We start from the raw sequence: 21574 nt of genomic DNA, 5'->3' as shown, positions 1-21574 counted from the left end.
ATTCTAATTGAATTAGCGTGTACGACGCACCCAGAAACGAAAAATGTCACTGCGGACATAATCGAGGGAATACAGCACCTGCCTGTTCATTTCATCATAGTGAAGCTGCTTCAATAGTAATACCGTAGCCTGCGGATGCTTCAGCAGACGTGTCATATGTGCGTCGTCATAGTTTGGAACGGTAAGCTCGGAATAGGCTCCAACAATTCGTACCCCCGCCTTGAACTCAAGACTCTGAAAAAGCGAGCCTGAAAAAGAGTCATCTTCCAAAATGGGAGCGGCTAATTTCTCTGGCATCCAGTTTATAGAGTGGGCTACAGCCTCTCCGTTGGCAGTACGTGTACGCTCTAGAGCAATCATGGGCTCATTCTCGGAAAATCTCATCTGTTCGGCAATATCAGGAGGACAAACCGAAATTCTCTGAATGGATTCCAGCTGCTCGTCTTCCCGTAGCCCTGCCGAACGAATCATGTCACCGATGCTGTACAGGCGGTCCAGCGAGCTTGGAATACTCGGCAGCGGGCAAGTCGCAAACGTGCCACTCCCGTGTTTTACTAGTAGCTTACCTTCCGATTCCAGTTGGCGAATAGCTCCCCGTAGCGTCGTACGCGAGACACGAAACGATTGGGAAAGTGCAGTTTCCGACGGCAGACGATCCCCCGGACCCATTTGATTAACCTTCATATATTCTTCTATACGCTGCTTGATGTTCTCTTGTTTTGTTGACACCGTCCGAAGCCCAGCCTTTCTATTGTGTTAAGCCATATAAATCGGATTCGTAAAAGCAATCATCATCACGCAGTCTTCCATGCAGCCGTAAAGCTCCGCTCGTATCCAGCCCTTTCCTAGCGGGTCTTGCAATGACAGCGTATATTCTCCTGTTTGGGCAGGGATCTGAATCTCCGAGCATATGCCTTGACTACTTGTCAGCAGAAGACGAAGATTCTGAGGCTTGAGATTATAATGGGCTGCTCTTCCTTCTACATCCAATTGAACCGTCACAGATAGTGGATCCTCTACAGTCAGCTCTATACATTCGCCGATGTGATAACGATGTTCTCTGCCCTTAATCTGCGCCCACATCGTCAGTAGCGGTCCCATCGTAACTGACACTGAACCGTGGCGAATCGCCTCAACTGCCCGGCCTTCTAAACCTTCTCGCTCTTCTGCTTCATCATGAACTCCCAGATATGTAACAGCCGGAAGTGAATCATCCGGTTTAGATACATGCCAGTCCCGACCGCTTACGGCAGTGATGCGATACCCCTGATTCAACAAATCGGTCCACATGGCAAACGCCCGCTGGCTATCCCGCTTAATAGATGGCATCAGCGTTGACCAGACCTCTATATAATCCACCTCGTGCCAATCCTGAATCGTGTACTCCCAAAAGCACCCCGTACAGATCGGACTTCCGATCCTGAACGGATGGGCAATCCCTGCAATGCCTCCCTGCTCATGCACCTGCCGAATCCCCTCATGAATGTCATCTGGCCCCAGCACACGCCAGTCGATAAAGCGGTCAACCCCAAGCGTCAGCATATGCCCGTAAAAGGTCGTCCACTCCATCCCTGAAATGATCGGGAGACCGAACTGCCGCTGAACCCCTTCCTGATCCGCAAGTGCCGATTGCGTGTTGTGATCCGTCATAGCGATGCATTCAAGTCCCAGATCCACTGCGCTTTGAACAAGCTCCTCCAGCGTGTGCTTGCCGTCGCTGTGAAGCGTATGGGTGTGAAGCTCAGCTGGAATCCATTTAAGCATATGCTGCTTCCTCCCCCAATACATGAATTTGGTAGGCAAGCGTCTCGGTCACAACGGCATGCAGACTGACCGTAATCCGCCACATGCCCGCCGGATGATCTCCTGCAAGGAACCCCGGCGAAGCCGCAGACGAACCGAGCCAATGCTCCTGCTGCATCTCGGGACGGTGCGCATTTCCCCGGTGACGGACAGGATCATCGACAGACAGCGTTAATAAATTTTGCAGCGGTATATACTTCTTCCATAGATCGGATGAATGCCCCGGCTCGTCGTATCCGTATTTGCACATGCTTTCCTCAATGATTCCTCGTGCTTGCTCTTGATCCTCCAATAACTTGGGCGTGTAAGAGAAGTGAATACGAATCGTTTCAGTCGGCTGCGGAATATGGAAGGAGTACGTAATATGGCTCTGGGTGCAGGTCCTGTCGACCGTTCCTTCCACATACAGTAGTCTGCTCATGACTGCCCATCCTTGCTGGACGGTTCATTTACAACTTGCTTCACCATATCATTCACAGGATGTCCTTCATCACCCGACACGTCTTTGTCGGCTGTCCATAAAACACCTACGGGTTGAAGCCGCGTCAGCTCAATCACCCGGTCTGTATGAATACCTGGAAACTGCGGGAGATTATCCTCGTTTAACGTAAAGGCACACAGTCCAGCCACTTCCATGCTATCCGCACCGCCTTCCAGCAATACGGCTCTAATTTCAGCTATATCCTCAAGCACAGCCTCTCCAGATAGCTTGACCGTGGTAGAAAAATGTGACTCTGCCCCCTCATAAGCGGCTCTAAACTCCCCGAGTCTCAGATCATGGTGGCATGATGAATCCCACTGCTCCGAGCCGTGAAGACGAAGCTGGATATCGACGCATGCATCTTCCTCGCGCCGATTGAAGCCCGGCCTGAATCCTGGAGACGATTCTCTGCCTGAATCCCGTAAGGGACGTTTGGAAGTCTGGATAAACACATAGCTACGCTGGTGTGCAAGTGCAATGGAAGACGCTTGTGACGGCATTTCCAGCTCCTGCTGACGTTCCATCTCCCACCCAGTGACCTGATAGGCAAAAGGAAAACGGCTCATGACCGCCTCACGCGGCTCTTCCTCTGGTTTCCACTGGAAAGCAGGCGGCAGCATAAAACGATAGTCCGATGAAATGTCATCCTTAAAGTTTCCATTGGTTGTTGCGGATTGGAGAACAGGATGGCCACCCAGATCATAACTGCCATTAAACGCAGTCGTAATATGATGTGCCCCCTGGAAAACAGCTTCCAGAACATTGCCCCCTGCATCTAGCTCGACGCGGTACATCCATTCGATATCGGTGGTTCTTCCCCATTTGCTCATAAGCAGCGGCGCGGGCGTTCCCTCATCTTCATGGCTGAACATCATCTGGTATTCGATGACCGTCTTCCCCTCGTTCACTTCTATGGAATAGAACAAAACAAGTGGTGTATCCGTAAAGCGATTCTCATAGGGATGTGACAGATTGCGGCCATATAAAAGCGGGGTATGGCGATAAATCAGTGATCTTGGAGAGGAATCAGCCACGCAGCGCAGTTCAACCCCGTCAATCCATGCTCGAGATACAAGCGGAGCCGATTCCAGTTCGCGGAATTCAGCATAGACCTCGTAATCGCCTTCTTTTAGGTATCCCAACAAACGGGTATACACTCCCTGACTGCTGCCATAGTACAAAATGACATCCTGATTATAGGCTTCATTTAGGTAGAGGCGTACGAAGGCAGATTCTCGATCTGTCGCAGCCCAGTCACTGTCTGATCTGGCGAACAGATCAAGCTCCGCGTATCCGTCTTCTGGCATGGAGAACCTAAACCGGAACCCGTTTCCCGGGCTGAGCTCAACCTCCGCTTTGTGTAAGGCAATCCGATAACCGCAATCCAGCAAATCCTTTTCCCACACTCGCCCACTAAACCCGGTAATTTGTACCTCTGCTTGGCTATTCATCCCTGTAACCTCCTTAGTGTATGACGGCAGTCTAGCTGGCATCCGCATCCTTCACCATTGTCCGAATATAAAAGTAGCCCATAAAAGAACACAGTAAAAACATAAATACTGCCATTGCGCTGGCCGTATGCGTCTCCTGATAGCTGGAAAACACCTGCTGCATCGCAACACCCAACACTTGTGGTGAGTTGGCATCGATCAGGAAGGGAGCCGTAAAGCTGCCCATGATTCCCATGAAAATGAAGGTCACCGCAACCCACATCGTTTTATAGGAAAGGGGTAAAATAAAGCGACCAAACAGCTGCATCGTGCTGGCTCCAGCATCTCTGGCACTTTCGACGACAGCGTTTGGAATGCTGGCAAGTGCCGAGCTGAGCAGCATGGTTGCGAACGGAATGTTGAACCACAAATTAGCCAGCACCAGACCCTTGTAGTCATAAATAATCCTCGGGATCGTTTCAATTCCAAGCGGCAGCAAAAGACGTGCAGCCCAACCGTGATTGCCATACATGGTAATGATCGCATACGTTGCAATTACACCGGGAACAAACATCGGAATAAAATACAACCGGCCTATCCACTTCACGACAACCCCTTTGCCGAATCTCAGATAAATCGCCAAAGCATAGCTGATGACCAGAGTAAGGGCCGTCGAGACTAGCGTGACACTAATGGTATACATGATATTTCTACGCATGGCAGGTTCCGTGAACAGCCGAATATAGTTGGCCAGCCCGTAGCCCGTTCCATATTGATCAATCAAGCTTTCCTTCACGGCATAAAGAATCGGAATAATAACGACGACCAGCAAAATGAGAAAAGACGGGATGACCAGGGCAAGCCCCAGCATCCCCCTTTTGGACAATGAACTCATGATCAACCGCCCGCTACTTCACTTTGCCAGCGTTTGTAAATTTCCTGCTGAAGCTCTCCGCTGTTAAAGCTGCGGTATCCAGAAGATACACTGTTGAATTTCTCCTGCAGCTCCGTTGGCATCAGATTCCACTTAATCCCCGGGTAGCCGTACATTTTATTAATAACCACCGTTTGCGCTTCAGGCGTCAGTATATAATTCAAGAATTCCTGAGTGGCTTCTTTTTTGGAGGAGAGCGAAGGAACCATCAGATAAGAGGGTCCCCCTGTAAAAGCAGGATCGATCTGTGTCAGCTTCACCGTGTCTGGAAGTAGCCCTTTAGCCAGCTGCTCGAGCGCCATATCAGACCAGGCTGGAACCATATCAACCTCTCCACTCGCCAAAATATCAAGCGTGCCTTGGTTCTTCTTAGGATAGACTCCTTTTTGGTACATTGAAGGGCCCAGCTCCTTAAGCAGTGAGAAGCCTTGATCCCATTTCTTCATATTTGCCGGATCATCACTGTTCATCGCCTCTGGCGGAAGGAAATTATAGATCACCGTGTTCACAAACGAGCTGCCTGACCCACCCGTAGACGGATCGTTATAAGCAAACTTGCCTGGATGCTGGCGAATCCACGTGTACAGCTCGTCGGCTGTTTTCGGAGGCGTCGCTACTTTTGCACTGTTATAGGCAAGGACAACCGAAGAGGCACGATATGGAATGGCCTGATTGTTGACTTGCTTGAGATATGTTTCATCAACATTCTTCAAATTTGGAACCTTGGCAGCGTCAACCGTTTCCCACAGTTTCTCGCCTACCCCCTTGGTGATGTCATCCAGACTGCCTTCGTACAGGTCGATATCTGTATCGGTTTGCCCGCTTTTCTTGGCTGCAATCAGGCGATCCAGTGTAGATGCGCCTCCGGTCCCTGCTGGCAAATACACCAGTTTGACCTTAACGTGATCATTTTTAGCTTCAAAGTCCTTGATTAACGTTTCCCACAGCTCTTTGACGTTCAGAGACCCTCCAGTGTACAAGGAAATTTCCGTCGTTCCCGTAGCGGCCCCCGCTTTTGTAGACTTGGCTTCCCCTGTAGCCGTGGCGGCATTACCGCCGTTACCACAACCAGCCAACAACGATAAACTAAGTACCCCTGCCAAAACCAGACCCATATTCTTTTTCCCAAACACGTTGTTGCCTCCTTTAGATAGTTGCACAAGTTCGCAGCATCATCAGATGATGCGTTCGTGACGGACATTGATGCGATATAGAGGTTGATCGTGAATCTTCACTGTGCTGCTGGAAAAGTAACTATTTTACTGAAGCTGAATCTGATGTGCTCTCCACTGCGCAGCTCGGCCGCTCGTTCACGCGGCACAAACATTTTCAGATGATGGGTACCGCTATCCAGCGAAACTTCCGCATAATGCCCTAGAATCATCACTTGTCTGATTGTTCCGGCTAGAGAACCATTTTCTTCCGTCGTCAGAACAATATCCTCTGGTCTTACACCAACCATGGATTCACCTGTGTATTCATGCTCTTGTGCAAACGGTATTCCGCTCACAGAGACACTGCGACCTGTGCTCACCCCCTTTAATAAATTGATACGGCCAATAAAACCCGCTACAAAAAGGGACTGTGGCTTGTCATAAATCTCCTGCGGCGAAGAAAGTTGCTCAATCCGGCCCGCATTCATAACGACGATTCGGTCGGAAATGGACAGCGCCTCCTCCTGATCATGGGTGACGAACACCATCGTCATTCCTGTCTGGGTCTGAATATCACGCAGCTCCTCTCTCATCTCCATGCGCAATTTGGCATCAAGCGCGGAAAAAGGCTCGTCCAGCAGCAATACATCAGGCTTTAGCAGCAAAGCCCGAGCGAGTGCTACCCGCTGCTGCTGACCTCCCGAGAGCTGTCCCGGCGTTTTACGCTCTGCGCTCTCTAGCCGAACCAGCGCTAGCGCTTCCTTCACCTGACGGTCAATTTCTGTCTTCTTCACCTTTCGAATCTTCAACCCGAAAGCCAGGTTGTCATACACGGTCATATGCGGCCACAAATTATAGCTTTGGAACACCATAGCCGTCGGACGTTTTTCGGGCGGCAGCTTGAGTACGCTTTTACCCTGAATCTGAATGTCGCCACTGTCCGGGTCCAAAAAACCGCCAATGGAGCGAAGCACAGTTGTTTTACCACAGCCGGAAGGTCCCAGCAGTGTCACCAGCTCTCCCTTCATCACGTCAAGTGAAATGCCTTTGACTCCGTCTCCTGTCTTGAAGCGCTTGGTTAACTCTTGAATGGATAATTGAATGGGCATTAGCTTAGGCTCCTTTTTCAGGATTTTGCAAACTCCTCTTTTGACCAATTACGTTATTTCACCTGAAATCCGCCTGCCAGTACATCGGCACTTACAAAACGCTTGGCTGCCAATAGCAGAATGATCGTTGGCAGGGTTAGAATGACTGAGAAAACAGCACCTGTTGTGCTCGGATAATCAGCAATGATGGAATACATGATGACTGGCATTGTTTTATAGTCCGGCGTTCCGACAAGAAGTGTCCCCTGTGCTTCATCCAGTGAAGCAAGAAAGGTAAAGATGGAGGCAACCACAATGCCGGGCAGCGCCATAGGAAAGGTGATTTTCCAAAACACCCGAAAGGGTCCGGCTCCAGCATCCCGCGCCGACTCCTCCTGTGCACGATGTACGCTGCGGAAGGCAGAGGATGGAATCCAGGTCATATACATGAGTGTGTTTACCATATGGATGAGCACAATGCCTGCAAAAGTGTTCATCAAACCGAATTGGTAGAATAGCACGGCAATGGACACATACAAACCCATTTTCGGAAAAGCATGCGTAAGCAGGAATGAGAAAAGGAACCACTTACTGAGCGGGAAAGAAATTCGTGCAAAGGCATAAGCAGCAGGAATACATACGATAATGGAGCAGACCGTAACGGTAATCGCAATCAGGAAGGATAGGGAAATCGAGCTGACTACATCATCCTGGGTAAGTACAAACTTCCACCATTCCAGTGACAAGCTCTGCGGGAGCGGTGCAGGATACTGCCATTTTCCTGAAACCGCCAAGAGGAGGAGATTGGTCAGAGGCCCCAGGAAAAAGATGACGAAAATGATAAGCACGATGAATTCAACAATTTTGCGTGTGCCGAGTGAGCGAAGATACCAGTTCATAATTCATCCCTCTCAAGACGTCTAGACGTCCAAATCTCTTTTCTATTTGGATTATAGAGAGGGTTTGTTATCACAAATCGACAAGGAAGATAAGATTATGTAAAGGGAAAGATACCATTTAACACTTCACAGAATAAAAAAAGAGAGAGGCTGCTAACAGCCTCTCTCTTTGAACATGTATTAATAGCTATATCATTCTTGTCCTACAAATAAATCGGAAGCACCTGATTCGTTTGATCACGATTACGCCCAACCGAGAAAATAGCAATTGGGATACCTGTCAGATCAGACACGCGTTGTACGTAATTGCGTGTAGTCTCAGGCAGTTCCTCCAGCGTTTTCACGCCAGTGATGTCTTCGCTCCAACCTGGCATTTCTTCATATACCGCTTCGCACTCCGCCAGCATTTTCAGGCTAGCCGGATAATGCGTAATCACCTCACCGCGGTACTTGTAACCTGTGCAAATTTTCACCGTTTTCAGGCCAGTCAATACGTCCAGCGAGTTCAGGGAAAGACCCGTTAATCCACTGACACGACGGGCATGGCGCACAACGACGCTGTCAAACCAGCCTACACGACGAGCACGACCTGTAACCGTACCGTACTCATGACCTGTTTCACGAATGTAATCGCCGACTTCATCGTTCAGCTCAGTTGGGAAGGGTCCATCGCCAACACGAGTTGTATACGATTTAGCTACACCGATGACTTGTTGAATCTTGGATGGTCCCACACCGGAACCAATACATACGCCGCCAGCCGACGGGTTGGAGGACGTAACGTAAGGATACGTACCTTGGTCGATATCAAGCATAACGCCTTGCGCACCTTCAAACAGTACCTTTTGATTTGCGTCAATTGCATCATTCAACACGACAGATGTATCTCCTACATAAGGACGGATAAATTCAGCATATTCCAGATACTGTTTTAGTATTGCTTCTACATCCAATGGCTCGCCGCCATATACTTGTTCAATCACTTGATTTTTTTCTTTCGTTTGATGGCGCAGCTTCTTTTCGAATTCCTCTGCATCCAGCAAATCAGCAATACGAATACCGTTACGTGCAGCTTTATCCATATAAGCAGGGCCGATCCCTTTACGGGTAGTACCAATTTTGTTAGGACCCTTGCGGTCTTCTTCCAGCACATCCAGCGTCATATGGTACGGCATAATCACATGTGCACGGTCGCTAATAACCAGATTTTTTGTGGAAAAACCATTATCATGAATGTAAGTAATTTCTTCAATAAGAGCGGCTGGATTTACGACCATGCCGTTGCCAATAACACACTTTTTATCTTCATAAAAAACGCCGGATGGAATCAGGCTCAGCTTGTACTTTTTACCGTCAATGAGAATCGTATGACCAGCATTGTTTCCGCCTTGGTAACGGGCCACTACTTCAGCGCTTTCCGCCAGATAGTCCGTGATTTTACCTTTGCCTTCGTCTCCCCATTGTGTTCCCACAACGACTACAGTTGACATGTTTCATTCCTCCGTGGAGTGCCCACAGACACTCTGATTTTGAGCTGACACACTACGCATATCCGACTTCAACCGCCTGAGCGAGCAGATATGGAGCGCTCTCGGACAGCAGGAAAAAACGTCCGTCGCAGACATTCCGTAGGTTCGGAAAGCCCCGGGCGTAATGTTCTCCCCACTGCGTTGAAGCAGCACTATAAGTGTAACAGCACCATTTTTTAAAGTCAAATAAAAAGCGAACATTATATTACATGAAAATAGTATTGTTCGTAATTGAGAGTTTCATTCCTTATATGAAAATATGTGAATTCTATAAAAAAGGACCCCTTCGAGATCGCGAAATCCGCGTCGAAAGAGCCTTTTTTAATGATACTAATATGTTATCCGGCGAACGCATCCGAATGGGCACGCTCGTAATTAGCGAATTTATTATAATTTTTGAGAAAGACCAACTCTACCGTACCGACCGGGCCGTTACGCTGCTTGGCAATGATAATCTCAATAATATTCTTCTTTTCTGTTTCCTGATTATAGTAATCATCCCGGTACAGAAACGCCACGATATCAGCATCCTGCTCGATAGAACCCGATTCCCGCAAGTCACTCATCATCGGCCGCTTGTCTTGACGCTGCTCCACACCCCGGCTCAGCTGGGAGAGGGCAATTACAGGCACTTCAAGTTCACGAGCGATTTGCTTCAATGTCCGTGAGATTTCAGATACCTCCTGCTGCCGGTTCTCGCCTGCTTTGCCTCGTCCGTGAATAAGCTGCAAGTAGTCGATTACGATCATACCCAGTCCCTTTTCCGCCTTGAGACGGCGGCATTTGGCACGGATATCCGCCACAGTGATGCCGGGTGTATCATCGATATAGATTTCCGCCTCTGACAAGGCTGCAATGCCCATCGTCAGCTTCGCCCAATCGTCGTCGCCTTTAAACTCACCTGTCCGCATGACGTTCGCGTCCAGATTGGCCTCGGCACAAATCATCCGCTGCACGAGCTGAGCGGCCGACATCTCCAGACTGAAGATGGCTACTGTCTCCTTTGCCCGAACCGCAACGTTTTGCGCAATATTCAGAGCAAACGCTGTTTTACCTACGGATGGACGGGCGGCCACAATGATCAAGTCATTGCGCTGGAACCCCGCCGTCATCTTGTCCAAATCAACAAACCCGGACGGAATCCCAGTCGTATTGCCCTTGTTCTGATGCAGCAATTCAACGCGGTCAAACACTTCCATCACGACATCGCGGATGGCAATAAAACCACTACCTGAGCGCCCGTTGGATATCTCCATAATCTTGCGCTCAGCATCGCTCAGCATACCAGCGACATCCTCGCCACTGCTATAGCCTTCGCTCACAATCTGCGTAGCTGCACGAATCAAGCGACGAAGCATCGCTTTTTCTTCAATGATCTGGGCATAGTAATCTACGTTAGCCGCTGTTGGCACCCCGTGAGCCAGCTTCGCCAGATAACTGACACCACCGATATCCTCTAGCTGTCCCTTGTCCTGAATTTTCGAGGTCAGCGTAACCAAGTCAATCGGCTGTCCGGATTCACCCAGCTCAATCATTGCTTCGTAAATCATCTGATGAGCCTTATCATAAAAGTCCTCGGTCTGCACCCGCTCCATTGCGGTAATCAGTGCTTCAGACTGGAGCAAAATAGACCCGATAACCGCCTGTTCAGCCTCCAGATTTTGCGGAGGAATCCGATCAAAAAATTCGCCGCCCATAATTATTCTTCAATCACCTGTACTTTCAGCGTAGCTTTGACCTCAGGATGAAGCTTAACGGTCATTTGAGTCACGCCCAACGTACGAATCGGTTCTTCCAGTTCAATTTTGCGTTTGTCCAGCTTGATGCCGGTTTTAGCTACTGCCTCCGCAATTTGCTTGCTTGTAATCGCGCCGAACAGCCTTCCGCCTTCACCAGCCTTCGCCTTGAGCTGAACCTCTGTCTCCTCCAGCTTTTTGCCGAGCGCTTGCGCCTCTTCCTTTTCCTCTTGCTTGCGCTTTTCCTCAGCAGCATTCTGATTTTCCAGCGTCTTCATATTCCCTTCTGTCGCTGGACGGGCAACACCACGCGGCAACAGGAAATTCGCTGCATAACCGTCCGACACTTCCTTAATCTGCCCCTTCTTGCCTTGGCCCTTCATATCTTTAATGAATATCACTTTCATTCAAATAACCCCTCTTCCCCATCAATTTCGGCCAGCACGTCGACCACTCTGCGCTTGGCTTCCTCCAGCGGGCAATCCAGCTGAACCGCCGCATTCGTCAGATGTCCTCCGCCGCCTAGCCGTTCCATGACGACCTGTACGTTCATGCGTCCGAGTGAACGGGCGCTGATCCCCACCAGGCCGTCAGGACGTTCACTGACCACAAAGGAGGCCAGTACATCCGTCATATTGAGTAATGAATCCGCCACCTGAGCAATCAGGAGCTGCGGTATTTTCTGTCCGGGCTCTGTCACCGCAATTGCGATATGCCCATATATCATTTTAGCATGCTTAATAATTTCCGCCTTAGCAATATATTCATCCAGGTCCTCTTTTAACATGCGCTGGATCATAACAGTATCTGCTCCGCTACGCCGTAAAAAGCCGGCTGCCTCGAATGTGCGCGAGCCTGTATGCAGGGAAAAATGCTTGGTATCCACCGTAATCCCTGCCAGCAGTGATGTTGCCTCCAGCGGTGTCAGTTGGACCTTCTCATGAATATATTGGAGCAGCTCGGTCACCAGCTCACAGGCCGATGACGCGTATGGCTCCAAGTAGATCAGAACCGAATCGTTAATAAATTCCTCGCCCCGACGATGATGGTCGACAACCACCACCCGGCTGGCCGTTTGCACCAAACGCGGCTCAATTGTCATGGAGGCCTTGTGCGTGTCCACCACGACCAGCAGACTGTGCTCAGTCATCAGCTGGAGCGACTGCTCTGGCGTCATGAGCGCTTGCGATAACTTCTCATCCTTGTTTACCTGCTCCATCATTCGGTCGATAGACGGATTGGATTTATCCAGTACGATATGTGCCTCTACATTGTAGAGTGCCGCAGCCTTCCACACACCGATGGCCGCTCCCACTGCATCCATGTCCGGTATTTTGTGTCCCATGATCAGCACACGGTCGCTCTCCTGCATCAGATCACGCAACGCATGTGCAATGACTCGGGCACGTACTCTGGTACGCTTCTCGACAGCATTGGACTTGCCTCCGTAAAAGGACAGGCGTTGTCCCGCCTTCACTGCTGCCTGATCGCCCCCACGTCCGAGCGCCATATCTAGACTGGATTGGGCCAGCTCACCTAGCTCCTTGATGCTCTCTGCACCGAAGGACAAGCCAATACTTAGTGTCATCGGTACTTTCAAATCCGCCGTCATTTCCCTTACGGTATCCAGAATGACGAATCGACTTTGCTCCAGCTCCTGAAGCGCTTTATGATTTAGCATAATGAGATAACGCTCAGAAGATAATCGACGCAAATAAATATTGTACTGATTAGCCCAAGATGTAATCTCGCTTGATACCTTCGCAATAAGCGCGGTTCGTTGCTGATCGTCCATTCCCTGAGCAGCCTCGTCCATATTATCGAGCATGACGATACCGAGCGCCAATCGCTCGTTTTCATACTGCTTGCGTAGCACCGCCAACTCCGTTACTTCATACAAATATATCAGACGCTCATCGGGCACAATCAGAAACTGATAATGACGCTCATCATGCTGTAGCTCCACCTTCAGCTCACGAGCAGACTCCTTTGTTTCCTTTTTGGTGCTTAGGGCACCTGCGAGTTGAGGAAACAAATCTTGAAGAGACTCACCAATTAGCGATTGCTCCTCGAACATCTCCCCGGCAAACCGATTGTGCCATTCTACCGTTCGATTTTCACTGTATAAAATGATGCCGAACGGCAATGTACTAATCGCTTCCCCTTCCACCCGCTTGATCCGGAAGGAAAGACCGCTGATATATTGATTCAGTTCCCGACGAAAATCCAATTCCGTCTTCAGCATCAGCCCGCCGAGCAAGAATGACAGCAGCAGTCCCATCACACCCAGTTCCCAGTTGTACATGGAAATACATATGACAAGCACCAGCAGCAGTAAAAACGCCCAGACCGTCTGATAGCCGTGCCAGCGTTTTTGTAGAAATTTAGGCATGACTGTTCACCCTATTTCTTTGATCTTGTAATAGCTTCACGCAGCGGAAAGGCCAAATCAATAATACCTATAATGCGGAGCGGCTGGAACACCAGAACGACGAGCGACAGCAGCAACGCAATCACCGGGCTCATTTTACGGCTATGCGTCCAGAAGTATACAAAACCAATCGTCTGGATAATAAAACATGCATGAATCAGCGGCAGCATACTAATGGAGACCATTTGAATCCAGCTGCTATCGGAAGACCCTGCTATCCATTCAATTACAATTGCCAGCAGATAATACCAGATCAGCGCGCGCGGTAGCCTCCACTCACGGGCAGGCTTCATTTTGCGTACTGGTACATCGAGACTGCTCAATGCCGGACGTGCCAAAGCATGCGTAATCACTGCCAATATGAACGAGGTCATGATCAGCACATACGGAATTTTTCCAATCAGCATTGTGCCGAGTTTCTGCGTATCCTCTGCCGTCCAATTCATGTTTGAAAACATCGGATTAACACTCAAAACCTGCTGTACAATACTTGCCGATATCGCAGCCTGATCACGAAGATACTGCGAAAGATCAAACCCAAAGGAATACGTAGCGATAAACAGAACAACCAACAACTCAGCTAAAATAATGCCCATTCCGGTCATCAACGCCTGAAAAGCAGGTCCTCCCTTTTTATATATCCGTCCCATCATGATTGAAGGAATCAGAAAATAAATCGCAGGGAGCAGCGAATACACATCGAGTAGCGCTATAATGAACAGCACCGGTATGACGTGAACCAGAAATCCTTTGAAAGGCAGCGATGAAAACAATACAGCGCCAGGCACAATCAGCAAAAATACGGTAATGATTCTTAATGGTGTCAATAGAGTCAGCAGCAGAAGCAAATAAATGACGCTCCATGCTACAGTTGCCAAGCGGAATTTCAACGTTTTCACCTCTTACGCATATGTTCTTCCAGTGCGGAAATGTCCTGATACCAATCCTCCAGCTGGTGTCCTTCTTTTCTGTGCTTTCTTAGCTTGTCGATGAGTAGATCATCCAATTCACGGTAAGACACTCCAAGGCGCCTCCCCAAAATATAACTGCTCATCACTAAGCTCGCCAAGCAATCACCAATGCGGGCTGTACTGCCTTCCCACATTGCCTTAAACAAACGGGAGACTTGGTCCAGCACCTCTGTTTTAAGCCATTCAATAACCTTGGCTCGTTTAACTACATCCATTTCTTTAGGCATATGATGAAGAGTCACACCCCTCTGAAAAAGCTTTATTCTCCATTATAGCATATCCTATTCTGAAAATAACTGTTACCCCATAGGGTAAATTGTTATTTTCGGAGCAGCTTTGTTGCTTATTTTAGCTTGAAGTATTAAGCGATTCCCTGGATACAAATTTTTCACAATACTCAATAATCTGGCTCCGACGTACAATGCCAATAAACCGTTCCATATCATCTACAACGGGCACAAAGTTCTGTACCTTAGCCAAATTGATTAAATCCTCCATGTTAGCATCAATGGATACGGGCTTCATCGTAACCCGCAACGGAACGTCCTTAAGCATAAACTTAGAAGCGTTTTCAAAGGTGATTTTTCCCTCGGACTCTTTCATATGCCACAACAGATCACCTTCTGTAACCGTACCTGTATATCTACCTTCCTTATCTAAAATAGGAACCGCTGTAAAACGGTGATATTCCATCCGTTCCAACGTTTGCCGTAAAGTAGCATCCGCCGTTACACAAGCAACTTCCTGTTTGGGAAGCAAGAAAAAAGCGATATTCATGAGAAACGAATCCCCCTCAAAATCAAATATAAATCAATTGATTATTCACTGAATGTCCTGCTTGTCGGGAAGCCTCAGCGTCTGCGGGGTTGTATCGGAATCTAGCCAGTTGGCAATTATGAGTCTGGCATATTCAAGTTCCTGTTCATTAGCCCGGTCATAATACAGGCCCTTCTTCTTGAACCCTTCCCCCGTAATCGTAAAACTTGAAATTTGCGGATTCCCCTGTGAAATAGCCTGCTTGCCAAGCCCAGTAATAAAAGTAGGTTCCATGTCGGTTTTGAAATTGGCTCCCATAATATCGAGCAACTCTGGAATCTTGGTAATTCCGTTGATATTCAGCAGCTTATCCGCCATAGCGTTCAGGAAAATTTGCTGCCGTTTGGTACGGTTGAAGTCGCTATCTTCCCGATATCTAACATAATACATGGCTTCCTCACCATTATAAAGCGGCTTGCCCGCCTCAATACGGAACTTGATATGCAGCGGATTCTTATTCTCAATGGGCTTGTCGATTGGAAGCACAACTCCACCCACTGCATTCACCGCATCCTGAATACCCTGGAAATTAATCGTAGCATAATAATCGGCCTTATGCTCCATCAACTTCTCTACTGTAGCCATGGACATATCTTCGCCTCCGAACGCATAAGCATGCCCCAACTTATCAAAATCATCCTCGCCATCGCGATTCGGATCATGTCCGGCAATCTGTACGTACGTATCCCTTGGAATAGAAACCAGAAGCACACGCGATTCCGCGGGCCGTACTACCGCATACATAACCGTATCCGAGCGACCACGCGCCTTTTCATTGGGTCTTTGATCCGTACCCAATAACAGTACCGAAAAAGGTTCCTTACGGTAAGCTACTGTCTCTTGCTGCTGCTGTTCCCCGGATTGTCGGGGCTGATAGGATTTCTCCAGCTTGCTTTCCAACGTCGGTGATACAAACCAGTCAAAAGCCACCAGTGTCAGCTGTTTGCGGAACAGGTAGCCTCCCAATGCAATCAAAAATAAAACAATACATGAAATATATAGAGCGGTAAACCCCTTTTTCTTTTTGGTCTTTCCACGGGTCCTTCTCCTATGTCTTCTCTCCATAACCGGTACCTTCCTTCTTTCCGTCACAAATCCCATCTCTTCATTAAACCGAATTGATCCCTCATGAAGCGAAAACTTCCCCTCAAAGCATAAAAGGTCTGCTACCTTGTTGTCAAAAGTGTCATGGCGTGGTCAGCTCCTCGAATTCATACCAAAAAGGGCCTCGACCTCACGGTCAAAGCCCCAATTCATGTTTTTATTCGTATCCTATGTAGCTTTCAAAGTCATTTTTCCCTTAATGTGGAGCCAGTTTCGCCAAATTTTGTAGTCGCACCGGAAAAGAAGTCGACAGGGCAAAACCATAATCGAACAACCTCCGGGTCTGCTCAAAACGCTCTTCCTTGCTCGGAGCACCCAGCACCACAGCAACTAGCCGTCTTCCATGCTGCTCAGCGGTACCCGTGAAGCAGTATCCAGCATCGCTTGTGTACCCTGCTTTCAGTCCGTCTGTTCCTGCGTAAGAGTACGGTCCAGCCAAGGAAGGCAGCATCCAGTTCGTATTACTAATGTAGATGCCTTTATCCTTCAACTCCATCTGCGTACGACTGGACGTTCTCAAAATCTCCGGGTGTGACGTAATCAAATAGGAGGCCAACTTCGCCGTGTCGCTTGCTGTCATTTTCGTCTCTCCCTGAATATCCTCAGGGTGATTGGGCCCCAATTCACTCTGACCTGCCCCCGAGGCATTGCTGAAGCGACTATCGGATGACAACCCTATTTGGGCAGCTTTTCCATTCATACGCTTCACAAAAGCTGATTCATTCCCTGCTGAACGCTCGGCTAACGCGACAGCGGCATCATTCGCTGAATACACAACCATACTCTGGAACAACTCGGATACGGTCATCCTTTCACCATACCGAAGAGACAGATTTACACCACCCACCGTACTCGCGTAACGGCTAATTCGCACTTCATCATTCCAACCTAACCGTCCGGCCCGAATATCCTCCAGCACCAATAGCTCGGTCATGAGCTTGGACATATTTGCGGAAGGCATAGGTGTATCACCGTTCACATCCATCAGCAATTCCCCAGTATGCATGTCCATCAGCACCGCTGCCTCTGCATCCACATTCGGCTTTCCGATCAACAGGCGGGGTCCAAGTGTAATAAAAATCAATATAATAAGTAACGGGACGACAATAGCCCAACGTATCCAGTGTTTTTTCATCATCGTAATAACCTCCATACTCTATTAGACGATGAAAAATCCATTTTGTCTGCAATTTTTCGAAAAAAAGATACAATTTTTTTACCTTTTTTATTCCACGCCAAAATATCCGTCAATTCTGCTTCAGGATGACGGATATTTTGCTGTCCTAATTATTATATTTTAGGCAAAGTGACAGGCTACAAAATGCTGATCGCCCGCATCGCGGTATACCGGAATCTCTGTTTTACAACGTGCTTCTGCCATAGGACAACGTGTATGAAACTTGCATCCTGAAGGCGGATTGGCCGGAGATGGGATGTCTCCTTTCAACACAATCCGTTGTCTCTTAATCGTGGGATCGGGAATCGGTACTGCCGATAGCAGCGCCTTCGTGTACGGATGAAGTGGATTACTGAACAGTTCCTCCTTGGAGGAAAGCTCTACCATTGAACCCAGATACATCACACCAATCCGGCTACAAAGATGCTCGACTACACTTAGATCATGCGAGATGAACAGATAGGTCAATTGGCGTTCCTGCTGCAAATCACTTAACAAGTTAATGATCTGGGCCTGAATAGACACATCCAGAGCAGATACCGGCTCGTCAGCCACAATAAAATCAGGATTCAAAATCAAAGCCCGTGCAATCCCGATCCGCTGACGCTGACCGCCAGAGAACTCATGCGGATACCGATCATAATGATACGAGGACAGGCCGCAAATATTCAGCGTTTCATTGACCTTCTTCCGCAGCTCACTACGATCAATCAACCCGTGATCCAGCAACGCCTCTCCAATGGCTTCACCGACCTTAATTCTCGGATTCAGTGAGCTAAAAGGGTCCTGAAAGACGATTTGCAACTTCGGACGAAGCGCACGAATCTGCTCTTTGTTTAACGCATGCAAGTCTTCTCCTTTATATCGTACCGATCCCTCTGTCTTATCCATCAATCTGAGAATTGTTCGTCCAATCGTACTTTTGCCGCAACCCGATTCTCCTACCAGACCGAAGGATTCACCCTTATGAATGTTAAAGGATACATCATCGACTGCTTTCACATGTCCGACAGTACGCTGAAAAATCCCGCCTGTGATCGGGAAATACTTTTTCAGCCCTTCCACTTGAATCAAAGGCTCGCTCATATCCGTTGCCCTCCTTCTTTCTCATATAGCCAGCAGGCAACCTTATGACCATTCTCCTTTTCATTCAAGGGAGGAGCCTGATCCTTGCAAATTTGCATACAATGGGAGCACCGATCATGAAAATGACAATTTTCCCCCAACTCAATCGGGTTTGGAACCTGTCCTGGGATGGAATACAGTCGATCCATTTTCTGATTAATGACGGGCTTCGCCTTTAGTAAGCCTTGAGTATATGGATGCTGCGGATTTTTAAACAGCTCAATGACAGGCGCCTCTTCAATGACGTTTCCAGCATACATAACGACCACATAGTCAGCCATTTCTGCCACAACGCCTAAGTCGTGCGTGATGAGCATAATGGAGGTTTTAAGCTTATCCTTCAAATCCCGCATTAAATCCAGAATCTGCGCCTGAATCGTAACATCCAGTGCCGTTGTTGGTTCATCCGCAATCAATAGCTTCGGATTACAGCTTAATGCGATGGCAATCATGATCCGCTGGCGCATACCGCCACTCAATTCATGAGGATAGGAATGAAATATTTCTTCCGATCGTGAAATCCCCACCAAATTAATCAGCTCAATTGCCCGAGCATGTGCTTCTCTTTTACTCATTAATGTATGCATCAGCAATGGCTCCGTGATCTGTTCCCCAATCGTAAGCACGGGATTCAGAGAAGACATGGGCTCCTGAAAAATAATCGAAATGTCATTACCGCGAATCTGCTGCATTTGACCTTTATTGAGTTTTAGGAGGTCCTTGCCCTCAAACCAGATTTGTCCGTCTGAGGTGTGGGGAGAATCAATCAACCGCATCATCGTCATCGCTGTTACACTCTTACCGCAGCCAGATTCCCCTACCACACAGAGCGTTTCACCCTCACGAATTTTAAAACTGACGTCATTGACCGCTTTGACAGTTCCGCTAGAGGTATGAAAGTGGGTTTTCAGGTTACGAAATTCAATCAAAGCATTTTTCATAAACGTTCGTCTCCTACTTCTTCATTTTAGGGTCCAGTGCGTCACGCAAACCGTCGCCAATCAGGTTAATCGCTACAACTGTAATGAGAATACACATTCCCGGTGGAACCCATATCCAAGGCCGTTTGCGGAAGTCAATTAGGTTATTCGCAGCCGATATCATATTCCCCCACGAAGGTGTGGGCGGCACAACACCGATTCCCAAGTAGCTGAGCGCAGATTCTGTAATAATCGCACCCGCTACTCCAAGCGTAGCCGTAACAATAATGGTAGGAATCGTGTTCGGCAGCAAATGCCGGAATATTTTGCGACGGTCTCTCAAGCCTAGCGCTTCCGTCGCCTGCATGAACTCCTGTTCACGCAGCGTAAGAATCTGCCCTCTGACCAGACGGGACAAGCTAGTCCAGCTCAGGACCCCGATAATGAGCATCAGAAAATAAATGCGATTCGACGGATCGACCTTCAAATCCGACAGAACAGCACCTAAAATAATAAGCAGCGGTAATGTAGGGAGTGCCATGAAAATATCGGCAATCCGCATAATAACCGTATCCACGCCTTTACGATAAAACCCTGCCAGCGCACCCAGCGTTGCGCCGATCATAACCGAAATAAACGTGGCGACCAGCCCTACCGTCAAGGAAATACGGCCAGCCAGCATTGTACGCAGCAAAATATCTCTACCAAACTTATCCGTACCGAGCCAGTACTTAGCATTAGGCGATAAATTTTTGTCAGCTAGCCTGTAATCATCTAAATGATAAGGTGAAATCATCGGTCCAAAACTACAAATGACAACCATCAGAATTAATATAACGAGACCAGCCAAAGCCAGACGGTTTTGGTTAAAACGGCGAACGGCGATTCTCCATGGAGACGCTTCAGGACGGATCGCCGCCTTTTGATTCGTTTCAATCGTGACTGTTTCTGCGGACAATAGTATCCCTCCTACTTCAAGCGAATTCTTGGATCTGCCATGCCATACAATACATCAGAGAGCAAATTACCGATAAGCGTAAGTAACGCTAAGAAAATCGTGAAGCCCAACATAAACGGATAATCCCGCATACTAATCGACTCCAGATAAACCTGACCCACACCTGGCCACACAAATACCTTCTCCAGAATCATCGCCCCGCCAAATAAGGCCGGAAGCTCGAAGCCGAGTAGTGTGATGGCTGGAATCAGTGCATTGCGCAGTGCGTGCTTGAAAATAACTGTCCGTTCCTTCAAGCCCTTGGCGCGTGCGGTACGAATATAATCCTGACGAATGACCTCCAACATGCCTGTACGGAAATACCGGGTCAGGCTTCCTGTGCTCAGCATCGTAAGTACGAGTGTCGGCAGGAACATATGCTTGAGAACATCCACCATATAAGCCCATGAGCCTGGCTCCATCCCTGCTGTGGTCATGCCCCCAACCGGGAGAATTCCCCACTCCAGGGCAAATATTTTGATGACCAATAGACCAATAAAAAATGAAGGCAGCGACATACATAAGAAAATAAATAATGTGACAAACTTATCGAATAACGAATATTGGAACTTGGCTGAAAATACCCCTGCAATAACCGCAATCAACCAGCTGAAAATAAGACTAAAAAAAGCGATAATAAATGAGTTCCATACATAATTGCCAATGACCTTCGTTACCGGCTGCTTATGCTGTAATGAATCCCCCATATTCCCCTTTAACATATTACCGGCCCATATAAAATAGCGTTGGTATTCCGGTTTATCCAGCCCGTAGATATGTCGTAGCTGCTGCGCCTTTTCGGCGGTCATATTTGGGTTCTGCTTGGCTGTAATATAATCACCCGGCACCATGGCTGAAATCGCAAATACGATAATGGATATGCCAATAAGTGTGGGGATGAGTTGCAGCAGTCTTCGAATAATGTACTGCTTCATATTCATTCCTCCAGACGAATAAAGTGATATGCCCAGCTCGTGAG

General features: G+C 48.2%; 21 protein-coding genes. All 21 read right to left on the bottom strand.

Going from position 1 to position 21574, the window contains the following annotated elements; genetic code table 11:
* Positions 1-12: 12 nt before the first annotated feature.
* Positions 13-729, bottom strand: a complete 717-nt coding sequence (locus G9G53_RS03940; RefSeq protein WP_165145446.1) for a GntR family transcriptional regulator — start codon at positions 727-729, stop codon at positions 13-15.
* Between the two features lie 27 nt (positions 730-756).
* Entirely contained in the window at positions 757-1764 is a 1008-nt protein-coding gene (locus G9G53_RS03935) for a CehA/McbA family metallohydrolase (protein ID WP_165145445.1), read from the bottom strand.
* Entirely contained in the window at positions 1757-2224 is a 468-nt protein-coding gene (locus G9G53_RS03930) for a hypothetical protein (protein WP_029518940.1), read from the bottom strand. Before G9G53_RS03930 ends, G9G53_RS03935 begins: the two co-directional genes overlap by 8 nt.
* Positions 2221-3735, bottom strand: a complete 1515-nt coding sequence (locus tag G9G53_RS03925; RefSeq protein WP_165145444.1) for a hypothetical protein — start codon at positions 3733-3735, stop codon at positions 2221-2223. Before G9G53_RS03925 ends, G9G53_RS03930 begins: the two co-directional genes overlap by 4 nt.
* 31 nt (positions 3736-3766) lie before the next feature.
* The gene (locus G9G53_RS03920) at positions 3767-4609 is read right to left on the bottom strand and encodes an ABC transporter permease (RefSeq protein ID WP_165145443.1); all 843 of its coding nucleotides are present in this window, start codon (positions 4607-4609) and stop codon (positions 3767-3769) included.
* Between the two features lie 2 nt (positions 4610-4611).
* On the bottom strand, positions 4612-5781 hold the full coding sequence (locus tag G9G53_RS03915; protein ID WP_025723151.1) for an extracellular solute-binding protein: 1170 nt from the start codon (positions 5779-5781) through the stop codon (positions 4612-4614).
* Between the two features lie 98 nt (positions 5782-5879).
* On the bottom strand, positions 5880-6911 hold the full coding sequence (locus tag G9G53_RS03910; RefSeq protein ID WP_029518944.1) for an ABC transporter ATP-binding protein: 1032 nt from the start codon (positions 6909-6911) through the stop codon (positions 5880-5882).
* Between the two features lie 53 nt (positions 6912-6964).
* Positions 6965-7789: an ABC transporter permease gene (locus G9G53_RS03905; RefSeq protein WP_069012367.1), complete on the bottom strand. Its 825-nt coding sequence runs from the start codon at positions 7787-7789 to the stop codon at positions 6965-6967.
* 203 nt (positions 7790-7992) lie between these two features.
* Positions 7993-9279 (bottom strand): adenylosuccinate synthase, encoded by a 1287-nt coding sequence (locus G9G53_RS03900; RefSeq protein ID WP_029518946.1) that lies wholly within the window; start codon positions 9277-9279, stop codon positions 7993-7995.
* Between the two features lie 377 nt (positions 9280-9656).
* Complete coding sequence (dnaB, locus tag G9G53_RS03895) at positions 9657-11015, bottom strand: replicative DNA helicase (RefSeq protein ID WP_013373892.1); 1359 nt, start codon at positions 11013-11015, stop codon at positions 9657-9659.
* Between the two features lie 2 nt (positions 11016-11017).
* Positions 11018-11461 (bottom strand): 50S ribosomal protein L9, encoded by a 444-nt coding sequence (gene rplI, locus G9G53_RS03890; protein WP_165145442.1) that lies wholly within the window; start codon positions 11459-11461, stop codon positions 11018-11020.
* Complete coding sequence (locus G9G53_RS03885; protein ID WP_165145441.1) at positions 11458-13446, bottom strand: DHH family phosphoesterase; 1989 nt, start codon at positions 13444-13446, stop codon at positions 11458-11460. Before G9G53_RS03885 ends, rplI begins: the two co-directional genes overlap by 4 nt.
* An 11-nt stretch (positions 13447-13457) precedes the next feature.
* A complete protein-coding gene (locus G9G53_RS03880; RefSeq protein ID WP_165145440.1) occupies positions 13458-14375 on the bottom strand; it encodes a DUF2232 domain-containing protein in 918 nt (305 codons plus the stop codon).
* Positions 14376-14380: 5 nt separating this feature from the next.
* The gene (locus G9G53_RS03875; RefSeq protein ID WP_013312791.1) at positions 14381-14683 is read right to left on the bottom strand and encodes a MazG-like family protein; all 303 of its coding nucleotides are present in this window, start codon (positions 14681-14683) and stop codon (positions 14381-14383) included.
* A gap of 121 nt (positions 14684-14804) precedes the next feature.
* Positions 14805-15233: a CBS domain-containing protein gene (locus G9G53_RS03870; protein WP_013312792.1), complete on the bottom strand. Its 429-nt coding sequence runs from the start codon at positions 15231-15233 to the stop codon at positions 14805-14807.
* Positions 15234-15278: 45 nt separating this feature from the next.
* Positions 15279-16337: an LCP family protein gene (locus G9G53_RS03865; protein ID WP_165145439.1), complete on the bottom strand. Its 1059-nt coding sequence runs from the start codon at positions 16335-16337 to the stop codon at positions 15279-15281.
* Positions 16338-16572: 235 nt separating this feature from the next.
* Entirely contained in the window at positions 16573-17514 is a 942-nt protein-coding gene (locus G9G53_RS03860) for a D-alanyl-D-alanine carboxypeptidase family protein (protein ID WP_069012452.1), read from the bottom strand.
* A gap of 159 nt (positions 17515-17673) precedes the next feature.
* Complete coding sequence (locus G9G53_RS03855) at positions 17674-18639, bottom strand: ABC transporter ATP-binding protein (protein WP_013312795.1); 966 nt, start codon at positions 18637-18639, stop codon at positions 17674-17676.
* Complete coding sequence (locus G9G53_RS03850) at positions 18636-19619, bottom strand: ABC transporter ATP-binding protein (protein WP_165145438.1); 984 nt, start codon at positions 19617-19619, stop codon at positions 18636-18638. Before G9G53_RS03850 ends, G9G53_RS03855 begins: the two co-directional genes overlap by 4 nt.
* A 13-nt stretch (positions 19620-19632) precedes the next feature.
* Entirely contained in the window at positions 19633-20556 is a 924-nt protein-coding gene (gene opp4C / locus G9G53_RS03845) for an oligopeptide ABC transporter permease (protein ID WP_029518954.1), read from the bottom strand.
* 11 nt (positions 20557-20567) lie between these two features.
* Positions 20568-21530: an ABC transporter permease gene (locus G9G53_RS03840; protein ID WP_023991143.1), complete on the bottom strand. Its 963-nt coding sequence runs from the start codon at positions 21528-21530 to the stop codon at positions 20568-20570.
* Positions 21531-21574: the final 44 nt, after the last annotated feature.

Source organism: Paenibacillus sp. EKM206P (assembly GCF_011066155.1).
GTDB lineage: Bacteria > Bacillota > Bacilli > Paenibacillales > Paenibacillaceae > Paenibacillus > Paenibacillus polymyxa_D.
Note: the sequence above shows the minus strand (reverse complement) of the source record. Positions and strands in the feature narration are given on the sequence as shown.

What these genes read in the sequence shown, in the direction of transcription:
- G9G53_RS03935 (WP_165145445.1), bottom strand. Translation starts at nt 1,764, where the DNA reads ATGCTTAAATGGATTCCAGCTGAGCTTCACACCCATACGCTTCACAGC.
- G9G53_RS03930 (WP_029518940.1), bottom strand. Translation starts at nt 2,224, where the DNA reads ATGAGCAGACTACTGTATGTGGAAGGAACGGTCGACAGGACCTGCACC.
- G9G53_RS03925 (WP_165145444.1), bottom strand. Translation starts at nt 3,735, where the DNA reads ATGAATAGCCAAGCAGAGGTACAAATTACCGGGTTTAGTGGGCGAGTG.
- G9G53_RS03920 (WP_165145443.1), bottom strand. Translation starts at nt 4,609, where the DNA reads ATGAGTTCATTGTCCAAAAGGGGGATGCTGGGGCTTGCCCTGGTCATC.
- G9G53_RS03910 (WP_029518944.1), bottom strand. Translation starts at nt 6,911, where the DNA reads ATGCCCATTCAATTATCCATTCAAGAGTTAACCAAGCGCTTCAAGACA.
- G9G53_RS03905 (WP_069012367.1), bottom strand. Translation starts at nt 7,789, where the DNA reads ATGAACTGGTATCTTCGCTCACTCGGCACACGCAAAATTGTTGAATTC.
- G9G53_RS03900 (WP_029518946.1), bottom strand. Translation starts at nt 9,279, where the DNA reads ATGTCAACTGTAGTCGTTGTGGGAACACAATGGGGAGACGAAGGCAAA.
- dnaB (WP_013373892.1), bottom strand. Translation starts at nt 11,015, where the DNA reads ATGGGCGGCGAATTTTTTGATCGGATTCCTCCGCAAAATCTGGAGGCT.
- rplI (WP_165145442.1), bottom strand. Translation starts at nt 11,461, where the DNA reads ATGAAAGTGATATTCATTAAAGATATGAAGGGCCAAGGCAAGAAGGGG.
- G9G53_RS03885 (WP_165145441.1), bottom strand. Translation starts at nt 13,446, where the DNA reads ATGCCTAAATTTCTACAAAAACGCTGGCACGGCTATCAGACGGTCTGG.
- G9G53_RS03875 (WP_013312791.1), bottom strand. Translation starts at nt 14,683, where the DNA reads ATGCCTAAAGAAATGGATGTAGTTAAACGAGCCAAGGTTATTGAATGG.
- G9G53_RS03870 (WP_013312792.1), bottom strand. Translation starts at nt 15,233, where the DNA reads ATGAATATCGCTTTTTTCTTGCTTCCCAAACAGGAAGTTGCTTGTGTA.
- G9G53_RS03865 (WP_165145439.1), bottom strand. Translation starts at nt 16,337, where the DNA reads ATGGAGAGAAGACATAGGAGAAGGACCCGTGGAAAGACCAAAAAGAAA.
- G9G53_RS03860 (WP_069012452.1), bottom strand. Translation starts at nt 17,514, where the DNA reads ATGATGAAAAAACACTGGATACGTTGGGCTATTGTCGTCCCGTTACTT.
- G9G53_RS03855 (WP_013312795.1), bottom strand. Translation starts at nt 18,639, where the DNA reads ATGAGCGAGCCTTTGATTCAAGTGGAAGGGCTGAAAAAGTATTTCCCG.
- G9G53_RS03850 (WP_165145438.1), bottom strand. Translation starts at nt 19,619, where the DNA reads ATGAAAAATGCTTTGATTGAATTTCGTAACCTGAAAACCCACTTTCAT.
- G9G53_RS03840 (WP_023991143.1), bottom strand. Translation starts at nt 21,530, where the DNA reads ATGAAGCAGTACATTATTCGAAGACTGCTGCAACTCATCCCCACACTT.